Origin of the sequence: Streptomyces sp. NPDC018029 (genome assembly GCF_044327655.1) — a bacterium.
In the GTDB taxonomy this organism is placed as follows: Bacteria; Actinomycetota; Actinomycetes; order Streptomycetales; family Streptomycetaceae; genus Streptomyces.
This window is the reverse complement of record NZ_JBIRFV010000013.1, coordinates 81,781-95,085: the sequence shown is the minus strand read 5'-3', so window position 1 is coordinate 95,085 and position 13,305 is coordinate 81,781. Positions and strand designations below refer to the sequence as shown.

General features: G+C 71.3%; 13 protein-coding genes. 6 read left to right on the top strand and 7 right to left on the bottom strand.

Going from position 1 to position 13,305, the window contains the following annotated elements:
* Positions 1-3 precede the first annotated feature (3 nt).
* The gene (locus tag ACH4D5_RS33245) at positions 4-714 is read right to left on the bottom strand and encodes an ArsR/SmtB family transcription factor (protein ID WP_398309949.1); all 711 of its coding nucleotides are present in this window, start codon (positions 712-714) and stop codon (positions 4-6) included.
* A gap of 101 nt (positions 715-815) precedes the next feature.
* On the bottom strand, positions 816-1,466 hold the full coding sequence (locus ACH4D5_RS33240) for a TetR/AcrR family transcriptional regulator (RefSeq protein ID WP_398309946.1): 651 nt from the start codon (positions 1,464-1,466) through the stop codon (positions 816-818).
* A gap of 134 nt (positions 1,467-1,600) precedes the next feature.
* Here ACH4D5_RS33240 and ACH4D5_RS33235 point away from each other — a divergent pair, with 134 nt between their 5' ends.
* From ACH4D5_RS33235 to ACH4D5_RS33225, 3 genes are all read left to right on the top strand, one after another.
* A complete protein-coding gene (locus ACH4D5_RS33235; RefSeq protein ID WP_398309943.1) occupies positions 1,601-2,752 on the top strand; it encodes an acyl-CoA dehydrogenase family protein in 1,152 nt (383 codons plus the stop codon).
* 92 nt (positions 2,753-2,844) lie between these two features.
* Positions 2,845-3,132: a YiaA/YiaB family inner membrane protein gene (locus ACH4D5_RS33230; protein ID WP_398309941.1), complete on the top strand. Its 288-nt coding sequence runs from the start codon at positions 2,845-2,847 to the stop codon at positions 3,130-3,132.
* Between the two features lie 78 nt (positions 3,133-3,210).
* Positions 3,211-3,849, top strand: coding sequence for a TetR/AcrR family transcriptional regulator (locus tag ACH4D5_RS33225; protein ID WP_398309938.1), 639 nt, complete (start codon positions 3,211-3,213; stop codon positions 3,847-3,849).
* A 30-nt stretch (positions 3,850-3,879) separates the two neighbouring features.
* Here ACH4D5_RS33225 and ACH4D5_RS33220 read toward each other — a convergent pair whose 3' ends face one another.
* A complete protein-coding gene (locus ACH4D5_RS33220; protein WP_398309935.1) occupies positions 3,880-4,344 on the bottom strand; it encodes a MaoC family dehydratase in 465 nt (154 codons plus the stop codon).
* 141 nt (positions 4,345-4,485) lie between these two features.
* Here ACH4D5_RS33220 and soxR point away from each other — a divergent pair, with 141 nt between their 5' ends.
* Positions 4,486-5,025 carry a redox-sensitive transcriptional activator SoxR gene (gene soxR / locus ACH4D5_RS33215; protein ID WP_398309933.1) on the top strand — a complete coding sequence of 180 codons (540 nt, stop codon included), beginning with the start codon at positions 4,486-4,488 and terminating at the stop codon, positions 5,023-5,025.
* Here soxR and ACH4D5_RS33210 read toward each other — a convergent pair.
* Positions 4,979-6,046: an RNA ligase (ATP) gene (locus ACH4D5_RS33210; protein WP_398309930.1), complete on the bottom strand. Its 1,068-nt coding sequence runs from the start codon at positions 6,044-6,046 to the stop codon at positions 4,979-4,981. The two genes, soxR and ACH4D5_RS33210, sit on opposite strands and share 47 nt — an antisense overlap.
* A gap of 229 nt (positions 6,047-6,275) precedes the next feature.
* Between ACH4D5_RS33210 and ACH4D5_RS33205 the strand changes: the two genes are divergently transcribed.
* A complete protein-coding gene (locus tag ACH4D5_RS33205) occupies positions 6,276-6,794 on the top strand; it encodes a hypothetical protein (protein WP_398309927.1) in 519 nt (172 codons plus the stop codon).
* Between the two features lie 81 nt (positions 6,795-6,875).
* Here the strand turns inward: ACH4D5_RS33205 and ACH4D5_RS33200 are convergent, their stop codons facing one another.
* Positions 6,876-7,484: a hypothetical protein gene (locus ACH4D5_RS33200; RefSeq protein WP_398309924.1), complete on the bottom strand. Its 609-nt coding sequence runs from the start codon at positions 7,482-7,484 to the stop codon at positions 6,876-6,878.
* A gap of 305 nt (positions 7,485-7,789) precedes the next feature.
* Between ACH4D5_RS33200 and ACH4D5_RS33195 the strand changes: the two genes are divergently transcribed.
* Positions 7,790-10,615 (top strand): penicillin acylase family protein, encoded by a 2,826-nt coding sequence (locus tag ACH4D5_RS33195; protein WP_398309921.1) that lies wholly within the window; start codon positions 7,790-7,792, stop codon positions 10,613-10,615.
* Between the two features lie 10 nt (positions 10,616-10,625).
* On the opposite strand, the gene ACH4D5_RS33190 is transcribed toward ACH4D5_RS33195, so the two are convergent.
* Both ACH4D5_RS33190 and ACH4D5_RS33185 read right to left on the bottom strand, forming a co-directional pair.
* Positions 10,626-11,897, bottom strand: coding sequence for a serine-threonine protein kinase (locus ACH4D5_RS33190; protein ID WP_398309918.1), 1,272 nt, complete (start codon positions 11,895-11,897; stop codon positions 10,626-10,628).
* A 68-nt stretch (positions 11,898-11,965) separates the two neighbouring features.
* Positions 11,966-13,219, bottom strand: a complete 1,254-nt coding sequence (locus ACH4D5_RS33185; RefSeq protein WP_398310262.1) for an MFS transporter — start codon at positions 13,217-13,219, stop codon at positions 11,966-11,968.
* Between the last annotated feature and the right edge of the window lie 86 nt (positions 13,220-13,305).

Sequence of the window (13,305 nt, the reverse complement as noted above, 5' to 3'; positions counted from 1 at the left end):
GCCTCAGAGACCGTCGATGCCGAGGTGTGTGGCGAAGGCCCGGGCCCCGGCCGGGGTCACCCGCACGGCGCGCTCCGAACCGATCCGCTCGCACCAGCCCGTGGCCAGCGCGTGCCGGCACAGCGCCGCCCCCGCGGCCCCGGCGAGGTGGGGTCTGCGCTCCGTCCAGTCCAGGCAGGCTCTGGCCAGCGGGCGCCGCCCGCCGCGCGCGAGCTCGATCCCCATCTCCCCGAACCAGTCCACCCCTTGGTCGGTCAGGGCGAACCCGGTGTCCTGCCGCAGCAGCCCCCGCTCCGTCATCGCCCCGGTGATCGTGATGCCGAGCCGTCCCGCCAGGTGGTCGTAGCAGGTGCGGCCCCGCGCCATCGCGCCTGCGGCACCGGCCTCGCGCAGCGTGCGGGGCCCGGCCGGTGAGCCGGGCGCCGCGTGGGCGGCGAGGTCCTCGACGAGCTGGGCCACGCGCGCGTCGGCGAGCCGCACATAGCGGTGCCGGCCCTGCCTGGCCTCGGCCAGCAGGCCGCCCGTGACCAGTCTGCCCAGGTGCTCGCTGACCGTCGACGCCGCGACGCCCGCGTGCCGGGCCAGCTCGCCCGCCGTCCAGGCCCGCCCGTCGAGCAGCGCGAGCAGACAGGCCGCCCGCGTCTCGTCGGCGAACAGCGCGGCGAGGGAGGCGAGGGCGGGGGCGCCGGCGCTCTTCGTGGCTCTCGGCTTCATGCCCTCAGGATGCGGCAGGAACACTTCGGCGCGTGCCGAAGTGTCGCAGGCGTCCGCGCGGCGGGGCGGGCGCCGATACCGCAGGGCGCGCGCCCGATGCGTCACAGCCGCTGGGCCGCCACCTGTTCGTACTGCAGCGCGAGCCCGTCGAGCAGCGCCTGGAGGCCCGCTTCGAAGGCGCGCTCGTCGATGACCTGCTGACGCTCGGCGAGCAGGTGGGCCTGTCCCAGGTGCGGGTAGTCGGCGGGGTCGTAGGCGGCCTCGTCGTCCACGAAGCCCCCGGCGAACGAGCCGAGCGCGGAGCCCATGATGAAGTACCGCATCAGCGCGCCGATCGACGTGGCCTGCGCGGCGGGCCAGCCCGCGTCGACCATCGCCCCGAACACCGCGTCCGCGAGCCGCAGTCCGGCCGGCCGGCGGCCGGGACCGCGCGCGAGCACCGGAACGATGTTCGGGTGCCGCGTGAGGGCGGCCCGGTAGGAGACCGCCCAGTCGTGCAGCGCGGTGCGCCAGTCGCGCCCGTCGGCGGCCTCGAACATCGACAGGTCGACCTGGGCGCTCACCGAGTCCGCGACCGCCTCCAAGATCTGGTCCTTGGTGCGGAAGTGGTTGTAGAGGGACGGCCCGCTGACCCCGAGCTCGGCGGCGAGGCGGCGCGTGGAGACGGCCGCGAGTCCCTCCGCGTCGACGAGGGCGCGGGCCGTGTCGACGATGCGTTCTCGGCTGAGGAGGGGCTTGCGCGGTCGGGCCATGCGGCACATAGTAGGGCTGCCGCAACAAACTAGCAGTGCTAATTTAAATGCGACCTAACTTGAAGTAACCCGCTCTGCCCCTGCCCGACCCGTACGAGACGTACCCGCCGTACCGATGTGAAGAGGTGCCCCCGATGAACCTGGAGCTCAGCGACGAGCAGGCCGCCGTCCGGGCGCTGGCCGAGGACTTCGTCGCGCGCGAGATCACACCGCACGTCGTCGAGTGGGACCGCGCCGAGAGCGTCGACCGGGCCCTCGTGAAGAAGCTCGGCGAGGTCGGCTTCCTGGGGCTCACGATCGACGAGGAGTACGGCGGCTCGGGCGGCGACCACCTCGCGTACTGCCTGGTGACCGAGGAGCTCGGCCGCGGCGACTCGTCCGTGCGCGGCATCGTCTCCGTCTCGCTCGGCCTGGTCGCCAAGACCATCGCGCACTGGGGCAGCGAGGAGCAGAAGCGGCAGTGGCTGCCGGGGCTCACCTCCGGCGAGTACGTCGGGTGCTTCGGGCTCACCGAGCCGGGCACCGGCTCCGACGCGGGCAGCCTGACGACCAGGGCCGTGCGCGACGGCGACGCGTACGTCCTCAACGGCACCAAGATGTTCATCACGAACGGCACCTGGGCCGACGTCGTGCTCCTCTTCGCCCGCACCAACGACACCCCGGGACACAAGGGCGTCTCCGCCTTCCTGGTCCCGGCCGACACCCCCGGCCTGACCCGCCGCACCCTGCACGGCAAGCTCGGCCTGCGCGGCCAGGCCACCGCCGAACTCGTCCTTGAGGACGTGCGGGTCCCCGCGTCGGCCATGATGGCCCCCGAGGGCAAGGGCTTCTCCGTCGCCATGTCGGCCCTCGCCAAGGGGCGCATGTCGGTGGCCGCCGGCTGTGTGGGCATCGCGCAGGCCGCCCTCGACGCGGCGGTGCGGTACTCCACCGAGCGCGAGCAGTTCGGCAGGACCATCGCCCACCACCAGCTGGTGCAGGAGCTGATCAGCGACATCGCGGTGGACGTGGACGCCGCGCGCCTGCTGACCTGGCGGGTCGCCGACCTCATCGACCGGGGGCAGCCCTTCGCCACGGAGTCCTCCAAGGCCAAACTGTTCGCCTCCGAGGCCGCCGTGCGCGCCGCCAACAACGCCCTCCAGGTCTTCGGCGGCTACGGCTACATCGACGAGTACCCGGCGGGCAAGCTCCTCCGCGACGCCCGGGTGATGACCCTCTACGAAGGCACCAGCCAGATACAGAAGCTCGTCATCGGCCGTGCGCTGACCGGGGTTTCGGCCTTCTGAACGCGTCTCTGCGTGTGTACGTGTCCGACTGAGTACGCGTCTGAGTACGCGAGCGGATGCGGCGGGGCCCGGCTGACCCGGAAGCTTCGGTCATGACCGACTCACCCGTCAAACAGCAGACAACGACCGCCTACTACGGCCAGGCCATCGCCTCCTTCTCCATCGCCCTGGGCGCGGTCACCGTCGGCATCGGCTACCTCGACGCCTCCGCCTGGGTGCGGGGCTTCCTGGCCATCGCCGTGCTCTATCTGACGACCTCCGCGTTCACCCTCGCCAAGGTGATCAGGGACCGCCAGGAGCTGGAACAGATCGTCAGCAGGGTCGACCAGGCCCGTGTCGACAGGCTCCTCGCCGAACACGACCCGTTCGCCAAGCCCTGACCGTCGCTCTAAGCGCTTGCTCACCGTCGGGGGTATGGTGTCCCTCCCGGCAGACGGGTCAGGCACGAAGGAGCGGACATGGGTGCGGCGGAGGAGACCGGCGGCGAGGAGCAGCCGTGGGGCGAGGTCAGCCCCGACGCGGCCAGGCGACTGCTGATCGCCGCCGTCGAGGCCTTCGCCGAGCGCGGCTACCACGCGACGACGACCCGGGACATCGCGGGCCGCGCCGGCATGAGCCCCGCCGCGCTCTACATCCACTACAAGACGAAGGAAGAGCTGCTCCACCGCATCAGCCGGATCGGCCACGACAAGGCCCTGGCCATCCTGCGGACCGCCGCGGACGGCGAGGGCGGCCCCGCCGAGCGGCTCGCGGCGGCCGTGCGTTCCTTCGTCGGCTGGCACGCCGCCCACCACACGACCGCGCGCGTCGTGCAGTACGAGCTGGACGCGCTCGGCGAGGAGCACCGCACGGAGATCGTCGCGCTGCGCCGCAAGTCGGACGCGGCCGTGCGGGACATCATCAACGACGGGGTGCGGACGGGGGAGTTCGACGTCCCCGACGTGCCGGGCACCACGCTCGCCGTGCTCTCGCTCTGCATCGACGTCGCCCGCTGGTTCAACGTGGCGGGCCACCGGACGCCCGACGAGGTCGGCGCGCTCTACGCCGACCTCGTGCTGCGGATGGTGGGCGCCCGGCCCGCGGAGACCCGGAAGTAGCCCGGCCTCAGAACCGGAAACAGCCCGGCCTCAGAAGTAGTAGCGCGACACCGACTCCGCCACGCAGGCGGGCTTGTCGCCGCCCTCGCGCTCCACGGTGACCTTGGCCGTCACCTGCACGCCCCCGTCCTTCGTCGGTGTGACGTCGGTGAGCACGGCGGTGGCGCGCAGCCGCGAGCCGACCGGCACGGGGGAGGGGAAGCGGACCTTCTCGGTGCCGTAGTTGAGGCCCATCTTCATGCCCTCGACCCGCATGGTCTGCGGCACCAGGCTCGGCAGCAGCGACAGCGTCAGATAGCCGTGCGCGATCGTCTTGCCGAAAGGCCCCTGCGCCGCCTTCTCGGCGTCCACGTGGATCCACTGGTGATCGCCGGTCGCCTCCGCGAAGAGATCGATCCGCTTCTGGTCGATCTCCAGCCAGTCGCTGTACCCGAGCTGCTCGCCGACCGCGGCGCGCAGCTCCTCGGGCGACGTGAAGATCCTCGGCTCCGCCATGTCCCTGGCCTCCTAGACGTATGCAAGAAACGTACGCATGCGAGAGACGTACGCATGCAAGAAACGTACGCAGACTAAGCGCTTGCTCAGCATGAGGTGTGGGCCGACGCGTGTCAACGGACCTGCCAGTAGGTTTGAGGTGTGCCCCAGATACCGGAGAAGGTCCACGAACTCACCGTCGGCCAGCTGGCCGACCGCAGCGGCGTCGCCGTGTCCGCCCTGCACTTCTACGAGTCCAAGGGCCTCATCACCAGCCGCCGCACCTCCGGCAACCAGCGCCGCTACCACCGGGACACGCTGCGCCGCGTCGCCTTCATCCGCGCCTCCCAGCGCGTCGGCATCCCGCTCTCCACGATCCGCGAGGCCCTCGACTCGCTCCCCGAGGAGCGCACCCCCACTCGCGAGGACTGGGCGCGCCTCTCGGAGGGGTGGCGCTCGGAGCTGGACAAGCGCATCAAGCAGCTGGGCCGGCTGCGCGACCACCTCACGGACTGCATCGGCTGCGGCTGCCTCTCCCTGGACACCTGCGTCCTCTCCAATCCCGACGACGTCTTCGGCGAGCGGCACAGCGGCTCCCGGCTGCTGGTGGACCGGAAGGCCCCGACGAGTGTGCGGCGCCCGCCGGAGCCCGCGGTCACTCGTACTCCGTGCCGCCCTTGCGCGTCAGATACGCCGGACTGACCGCCTTCGCGATGGCCCGCCCGCCCGTCACCGGGCTGTACCGCTCCATGGCCGGCCGGATCACGACGCCCTCGCGCAGATGCAGCGCCCGCCCCGACACGGTCTCGCGGCCCGTCGCGAGCTCCAGGACGCGCTCGGCGTCGTAGGGGCCCTCGTACAGCCGTGGCACGAGCGGCAGTTCGCCGGCGAGCAGCTCGGCCGCGTCCAGCCAGCGCACCTGCCCGTCGATGTCCGCGCTGACGTCGAAGACGGCGTACCCGAGCGTGTCGCGCCGGCCGTCCGCGCCGTACGCCAGGTCCTGCACCCCGTCCCCGTACACCTCGCCGAAGATGCCGACCCGGCGCGCCCCGAGCCGCTCCGCGAGCCTGGCCGCCGCGGCCGCGACGCCGTGGCCGTGGACCGCCCGCCAGTACAGATTGCGCGGGTCCTCCCGCAGGGCCAGGGACTTGGCGCCGAACCCCTTCGAGGAGACGTGGACGCGGCCGCTGTCGGCGACGTACGTCAGCAGGCAGGCCGAGCCGTGCAGCTTCTCGGTCAGGACGACCGGCTCGCCGGCCTCGAAGACGTCCGGATGGCGCTGGATGTTCTCGATGTCGACCCACGGGAGCAGGTCGGGCGCGGCTTCCACGTCGCCGTTCATCATCGGCGGGATCGGCGGCACCCACTTGGTGATGCCGAGCCGCTCCGCGAAGTCCGTGCCGTCGGCCGCCGCCCGCGCCAGGTCGACGCCGGCCAGCGCGGCCGGGCGGCAGACGATGCCCTGCGACAGCTCACCGCGCAGCCGCACCGCCTTGACCCGGTCGCGGTTGCCGCCCGCCAGCCGTCCGGTGAGCCCCAGCTCCTCGATGAGCGCGGCGGGCAGCACCGACTGCTCCGGGATGTAGACCGCGCTGTCACCGGTGCGGTAAGCGCCCTTGGCGACGACCGCGCGGTACAGGCCCACCTGGGCCAGTTCGAGGGCGTCGGCGCCCGGATGCTCATGGATCGTCAGTGTTTCGGCGGTGACGCGCAGCGTCGACATGGGGCCGTTCTCCTCAAGTGCTTCCGGTGTCCGTCATCGACGATCACTCTGCCGTCCCGCAAATCGACGTGACCACCGGAATTTCCCTGTGCTAGGCCTCCCGCAACCGCCCGCGAGGCACCAACGTGTTCTGCAGAGGGCAAGCAAGAGGGAAAGCAGAGAGAAGTACGCAGAAGGAAGAACGCAGAAGGAAGAACGCAGAGCACATCGACGCGGATCGGGGGATCACATGTCTGTCGCCATCTGCTCCTTGCTGTGGGACGCCGCACGGCACGGCCAGCAGCCCATCAAGTACGACAGTGACGGCTACTACTTGGTGCGCTTTCCGTACGGCACGGGTGACGAGTCCTACGACCCGTGGCGCATGCACGACCCCTCCAAGGGCGGCACCAGCCCGTCGAAGTTCCCGGACGCCCGCTCAGGGCTGATATGGCCCAGCCACGACGGCTGGGGCATGCTCTCCGCCATGGTCTTCTGGACGGCCGACGCCAAGGCCACCGAGCACCGCTCGCGCTACGTCCGCGACCCGCTGAACCTGACCACCGGCTACGACTCGACCGCGACCACCGACGCGGCACCCACCAGGGGAGGTCAGTACCGCACCTACCTCTGGCAGATGTTCGTGCACCCGGACACACCCGTGGGCCTGAAGATCTCGACCCGCGGCGCGGGCGACGTGAAGCTCCGGACCCCACTGATCCACGCCCAGTTCAAGCTGGCCATCCACACGGACGTGAAGACGCCCTAGCCGCCGTCTGCCGGTGCGGCCCGGAGCTGCCAGGCCGCGCCGGTACAGAGTCCACCCGGTACGGAGTTCACCGAGGGACGGTCACACGGACACCAGAGGGCGCAGGGACCTCGACCGTGCCTGGGTGACCGCCTCCGGTGTGAGGACGGGGCCGGGGACGACGATGCCGCAGCCCGTGCAGACCGCTCCCGACGACGGCTCGTGCGCCAGGCCGTGCTTCCAGGCGAGGGCGGTGTCCGCGCAGACGGGGCAGGCCGTGCCCGGCTCCCTCTCCAGCGCCGCGATGAGCCGGCGCAGCACCTCGGCGAGGGGCTCGTGCGGGTGGACGTCAGGGTCGTCGCACCAGGCGACCCCGAACCCGCCCCAGGTGCAGCGGTGCCAGTCGTCGACGCTGCCCGGGCGCCTGAGCCCGTCGTGCTTCTCCTTGCGGCGGCGTTCCGCGAAGCCCGCCTCGTAGGCGAGCCAGACCGCGCGGGCCGCCTCCAGCTCGTTCAGCGCCGACACCAGCCGTGCCGGGTCGGGGGACCTGTCCTCGGGCCCGAACCCGGCCCTGGCGCACAGATGGTCCCAGGTCGCCCGGTGTCCGTAGGGGGCGAACCTCTCCAGGCACTTGCGCAGCGAGTAGCGTCGCAGCGCCAGATCGCTCTTCGGATCGCGCACCTGTCTCGCGAGACTCCGGAATCCGGCCATCGCCCTGCACCTCCGTCACACATGCTTCGCGTACTGGTACCCCGTGTTCCGCATTCGCCTGCGTCGATGTCGAGCCAAGTCGATCGAGTTCGAAACGACGTTGCCGAGTAGACGTATCGACACGCGATTCGGCTCCCTCTTCGCGCGACTGTTTTTCGCCTGCCCGCCTCATCTGGGGTGATGCCGGCACAAGGGGGGCGCGTTGTGGTGATTCGGCAAAGGCGACGCTTGTTCATCTTTCGGGTTCGGCAACCCGCCAGTAGCCTCCGCCGCATCGGCCTTCCGCAGAAACCGGAGGAGCACCCATGCGACGTCGCACCCTCAGGCTCAGAACGCTCACGTCGGGGGCGGTGCTCGCGCTCGGCGCCGCCCTGCTCACGCCCCAGGCGGGCGCCGCCGCCCCGCGGGACCCGGCGCCGAAGGAGGAGGCCGTCGACCACTGCGGAAGCCAGTGCGCGGACATCCTGCCGCCCGGCGCGAACGGCAGTGCGACGCTCGCCGAGATCCTCGCCCACCGGCTCCTCGGCACCCAGCCCGCGCACGCCGACGACCAGTTGGCGCCCTACGACGCGCTCTCCTCCGGCTACCCCTCACTCACCGACGACCGGCTCACCGAGTTCTTCAACGACGCCTCCTTCGGCGTGCGGGAGGGCCAGGTCGCCTCCGTGACCAGGCCGCGCGACGACGTGACGATCACCCGGGACAAGAAGTACGGCATCCCGCACATCAAGGGCACCACGCGCTACGGCACCGAGTTCGGCGCGGGCTTCGCCGCCGGACAGGACCGGCTCTGGCTCATCGACCTCTTCCGGCACATCGGACGCGGGCAGCTGACCTCGTTCGCGGGCGGCGCGCTCGCCAACCAGGGCCTGGAGCAGCAGTTCTGGCCGCAGGCCCCGTACACCGAGAAGGACCTGGAGAAGCAGGTCGAGTACATCAAGTCGACGCAGGGCGAGCGCGGCAGGCAGGCGATGGAGGACGCGCAGGCCTACATAGACGGGCTCAACGCCTACCGCGTCAAGTCCAAGAACGGCCGCTACTTCCCCGGCGAGTACGTCCTGACCGGCAAGGTCGACGCGATCACCAACGCCGGTGAGATCGAACCCTTCAAGGTCACCGACATGATCGCGCTGGCCTCCGTGGTCGGCGGCCTCTTCGGCAACGGCGGCGGCGGAGAGGTCGAGTCGGCCCTCTCCCTCCTGAAGTCCCAGGAGAAGTACGGCGTCGAGAAGGGCACGAAGGTCTGGGAGTCCTTCCGCGCCCGCAACGACCCCGAGGCCGTGCAGACCATCCACGACGGCACGAGCTTCCCGTACGCGGGCAAGCCGGAGAAGGCGCGCGGCACCGCGCTGCCCGACCCCGGCTCGGTCGAGCGCGAGCAGCTCGTGTACGACCGCGAGGGTGGCGCGAGGACGGGCGCGAAGGACCCGGTGAAGGCCCCGAAGAAGCTCAAGCCGCTCCAGGGCATGTACGACAAGGGCGTCCTGCCCGCTGACCTCTTCCGCGCCGACGGCCACAAGAAAGGCATGTCGAACGCCCTGCTCGTCTCCGGCAAGCACACCGCGAGCGGCAACCCCGTCGCCGTCTTCGGCCCGCAGACCGGCTACTTCGCGCCCCAGCTCCTCATGCAGCAGGAGCTCCAGGGCCCCGGCATCAGCGCCCGCGGCGTCTCCTTCGCGGGCGTCGGCATGTACGTCCAGCTGGGGCGCGGCCAGGACTACGCCTGGTCGGCCACCTCCGCGGGACAGGACATCACCGACACGTACGCCGTCGAGCTCTGCGAACCGGGCGGCGGCACCCCCACCAAGCAGTCGGCCGGCTACCTCCACCGGGGCACCTGCACCCCCATGGAGAAGCTGGAGCGCAAGAACGCCTGGAAGCCGACCCTCGCCGACTCCACGGCCGCCGGCTCCTACCGCATGCAGGTCTTCCGCACGAAGTACGGCATCGTGACGCACCGCGCGAGCGTCGACGGCAAGCCCGTCGCATACGTCTCGCTGCGCTCCACCTACCGCCACGAGGCCGACTCCATCATCGGCTTCCAGATGTTCAACGACCCGTCGTACGTCAAGGACGCCGCGAGCTTCCAGAAGGCGGCGCAGCACATCAGCTACGCCTTCAACTGGTTCTACGCCGACTCCCGCGACATCGCGTACTACAACAGCGGCGCCAACCCCGAGCGCGCGGACGGCGTCGACCCCGCCCTGCCGGTCAAGGCCGAACAGGCCTACGAGTGGCGGGACTTCGACCCCGAGAACAACACCTCCGAGCAGACCCCGCCCGCCGAGCACCCGCAGTCCGTCAACCAGGACTACTACATCTCCTGGAACAACAAGCAGGCGAAGGACTTCAGCACGGCGGGGTTCGGCGTGAGCGCCGTGCACCGCGGCGACCTGCTCGACGGGCGGGTCAGGAAGCTCACCGAAGAGGGCGGCGTCACCCGCGCCTCCCTCACCCGCGCCATGTCCGAGGCGGCCGTCACCGACCTGCGCGGCGAACAGGTGCTGCCCGAGCTGCTCAAGGTGCTCCGCAGCAAGCCGGTCACCGATCCGCAGCTGTCCAAGGCGCTCCAGCAGCTGGAGGCGTGGCGCAAGGCGGGCGCGCAGCGCAACCAGACGTCGGCCGGGTCGAAGACGTACGCCCACCCCGACGCCGTGCGGATCATGGACGCCTGGTGGCCGCTGCTGATCGAGGCCGAGTTCAAACCGGGCCTCGGCAAGGACCTCTACGCCGCCCTCACGTCACAGCTCGCCACCGACGAGGCGCCGTCCGCGGGCCACGGACCCACCGGGGCGCACGCCGGATCGGCCTTCCAGTACGGCTGGTGGGGCTATGCCGACAAGGACCTGCGCAAGGTCCTCGGGGAACCGGTGAAGGGCGAGCTCGCCGACGCCTACTGCGGCGACGGCGAACTCGACGCCTGCCGTGACGCCATGCTGGCCACCCTCGCGCAGGCCGTCGCCGAGCCCGCCACCGAGGTCTACCCCGGTGACGACTCCTGCAAGGCCGGCGACCAGTGGTGCGCGGACTCCGTCATCCACCGGGCACTCGGCGGCATCACGCACAAGCCGATCCAGTGGCAGAACCGCCCGACGTACCAGCAGGTCGTCGAGTTCCCCCGGCACCGGTAGGCGCGTCCCCTCAGGCGAGAGCGATCCGCCCCGCGGCGAACACGAGGCGTGCCAGCTCCTCATGGCACACGTCGCTGTGCGCGCCGGAGGGCGGACCGCCGCGCCGCACCACCGATGCCGCGTCGACGCTCACGCACCCCTTGGCCGGCAGCTTGTCGCCGAGCTTGATGCGTTTGGTGCCGTCCACGGCACGGATGCCGTTGTAGCCGATGGCGCCCCACCGCTCCCACAGGCTCAGGAAGGAGGAGGAGTCACCGGCCAGCTTCGACGCCAGCGGGTACAGGCGGCCGAGCGCGTCGTCGTGGCGCGAGTAGCAGGAGACCAGCGGGCCGTCGACGCGGCGCTGCACGCCGTGCAGGGCGCCGCCGCGCGACTTGTCGTGCGGCAGGCGCTCGGCGAACGTGTAGTGGGAGAAGGCCCCTTGGAGGAGCGTCACCGACTTCACCGCACGCACGTCGGCGGGCATCCCGCGCAGCGCGTACGAGACGAGCCGGCCGCCGAAGCTGTGCCCGATGAGGTGCACCCTGATCGTCGGCACATCGGCGGCGAGCAGCCCGATCGCGGGGCCGAGCCCCAGCTGGCCGACCGCGCCGGCCCGCCGCTTCATCGCGTAGTACGTGCCCTGCCGCAGCAGCTCGTGCGCGCCGTCCCACAGCCGCTCGCGCAGTTCGCCGAGGAGCAGCGGCTCCCCGGTGTCCGCGCGCGCGGCGGCGAAGATCTCGCAGACCTGGACGGCGTCGTCGGTGAGCATGGCGGGTTCGCCCGCGCCGGTGTCCTGGCCGAAGTGGCGTGCCGGGTGCGTCTCGCGCAGGGAGACGAGCTCCCGGACGTGCCGCCCGAACTCGTACACCCGTGACGGCACTTGGGAGCGCTCCGCGAGCAGTTCGCCGATCCGGTCGAGGGTCTCGGCGTGGTCGGGGAAGGCCCGGTCGAGCGCCTGCCGGGTCGCCGCGTCGAGCACGGGCTCGCCGGGCGGTGTGGCGGGTACGGGGGCGGCCGAGGGGTCGAAGTCGGGGATGGGCTCGTCGGGGAAGCGGATGGCGGGCCACAGCACCCCGACGTAGCCGAGGCGCACCCCTGGCCCGGCCAGGTCCTGACAGGGGCCGAAGAAGCGCCGGTACAGCTTCCTGGCGTCCTTCTGCTCGTTGTTCCAGCCGTGCGCGAAGACCAGCAGATCGGTGACGCGTTCGCGTTCCGCGCCGGACAGCAGCTGCGCACGCTGCGCGGTGTCGACGTCGCCGTCGGCGTCGAAGGTCAATTCCCAGTAGGGCTCCACGCCCATATGATCCTGCCGCCCGGGCCACCTGGCCATACGCCGCGCAGCACCCGCCCCGCGAACACGTCGAGGGCTCAGGCGAGTTCCCGCTCCCGCGTCTCCGGCAGCGCGAGGACGCACAGCAGCGACACGACCGCCATGGCGCTCACGTACCACCCCACCGACGAGGAGCCGAACGCCGACTGCAGCCGGGTCGCCACCAGCGGCGAGACGGCGCCGCCGAGCACGCCGCCCAGGTTGTACGCGAGCGAGGCGCCCGAGTAGCGCACGCTCGTGGAGAACAGCTCGGGCAGATAGGCGCCCATCGGGCCGTAGACGACGCCCATGCAGAACAGCGCGCCGCCGATCGCGAGGGCGACGAGCACCGGCTGCTCGGTGTCCAGGAGCGGGAAGAGCACGAGCCCCCACACCACCGCGAGCGCCGTGCCCGCAAGGACCAGTCTGCGCCGTCCCGCCCCGTCGGAGCGCGTCGCGGCGAGCCAGGTGCCGGCCGCGAGGAAGAGGCAGGCCACCAAGGAGAGGCCGAGCATGGTGTCGCGCGAGATGTGCAGGGTGCCGGTGGCGTAGGAGAGGCAGTAGGTCGTGGCGGTGTAGAAGAGGCCGTACGCGACGACCATGCCGCCGGCGCCGAGCAGCAGTTCGCGCGGGTGGCGGCGCAGCACGTCGAGCGCGGGCACCTTGCTCGCCTCCTGTGCCTCCATGACCTTCGCGAAGACCGGCGTCTCGCTGATCCTGAGGCGCACGAACAGGCCGACGGCGACCAGCAGGAACGAGAGCAGGAACGGCACCCGCCAGCCCCACGACCTGAACGCGTCGTCGGAGAGCGTGGCCGACAGGAGCCAGAAGACACCGGTCGCCGCGAAGAACCCCACGGAGGGTCCGAGCTGCGGGAAGGCCGCGTACATCCCGCGCTTCTTCTTCGGCGCGTGCTCCACCGCGAGGAGCGCGGCGCCGCCCCACTCGCCGCCGAGCCCGATGCCCTGCAGGAAGCGGAGCAGGATCAGCAGCAGCGGCGCCCAGACGCCCCATGTCCCATAGCCGGGCAGGAGGCCGACGAGGGCGGTTGAGAGCCCCATCAGGAGCAGCGAGGCCACCAGGACCGACTTGCGTCCCACCCGGTCGCCGAAGTGCCCGAAGACCACTGAGCCGATGGGCCGGGCCGCGAACGCCACCGCGTACGTGGAGAACGACGCGAGGGTGGCGTTGACCGGGTCGAGGGTCGGGAAGAACGCCTCGTTCAGGACGAGGGCGGCCGCCGTGCCGTAGATGTAGAAGTCGTAGAACTCGATGGCCGTCCCGATGAAGGAGGCCACGGCCACCCGGCGCAGGCTCTCGGCGCTGCCCTCCGCGCCACCCGCGTCGCCCTCCGAGGCCCGGACCTGCTGCTTCTCTGTTGCTGTCGCTTCGCTGTGCA

What these genes read in the sequence shown, in the direction of transcription:
- ACH4D5_RS33200 (WP_398309924.1), bottom strand. Translation starts at nt 7,484, where the DNA reads ATGGCCGGATTCCGGAGTCTCGCGAGACAGGTGCGCGATCCGAAGAGC.
- ACH4D5_RS33230 (WP_398309941.1), top strand. Translation starts at nt 2,845, where the DNA reads ATGACCGACTCACCCGTCAAACAGCAGACAACGACCGCCTACTACGGC.
- ACH4D5_RS33220 (WP_398309935.1), bottom strand. Translation starts at nt 4,344, where the DNA reads ATGGCGGAGCCGAGGATCTTCACGTCGCCCGAGGAGCTGCGCGCCGCG.
- ACH4D5_RS33195 (WP_398309921.1), top strand. Translation starts at nt 7,790, where the DNA reads ATGCGACGTCGCACCCTCAGGCTCAGAACGCTCACGTCGGGGGCGGTG.
- ACH4D5_RS33235 (WP_398309943.1), top strand. Translation starts at nt 1,601, where the DNA reads ATGAACCTGGAGCTCAGCGACGAGCAGGCCGCCGTCCGGGCGCTGGCC.
- ACH4D5_RS33245 (WP_398309949.1), bottom strand. Translation starts at nt 714, where the DNA reads ATGAAGCCGAGAGCCACGAAGAGCGCCGGCGCCCCCGCCCTCGCCTCC.
- ACH4D5_RS33205 (WP_398309927.1), top strand. Translation starts at nt 6,276, where the DNA reads ATGTCTGTCGCCATCTGCTCCTTGCTGTGGGACGCCGCACGGCACGGC.
- ACH4D5_RS33240 (WP_398309946.1), bottom strand. Translation starts at nt 1,466, where the DNA reads ATGGCCCGACCGCGCAAGCCCCTCCTCAGCCGAGAACGCATCGTCGAC.
- ACH4D5_RS33210 (WP_398309930.1), bottom strand. Translation starts at nt 6,046, where the DNA reads ATGTCGACGCTGCGCGTCACCGCCGAAACACTGACGATCCATGAGCAT.
- ACH4D5_RS33225 (WP_398309938.1), top strand. Translation starts at nt 3,211, where the DNA reads ATGGGTGCGGCGGAGGAGACCGGCGGCGAGGAGCAGCCGTGGGGCGAG.
- ACH4D5_RS33190 (WP_398309918.1), bottom strand. Translation starts at nt 11,897, where the DNA reads ATGGGCGTGGAGCCCTACTGGGAATTGACCTTCGACGCCGACGGCGAC.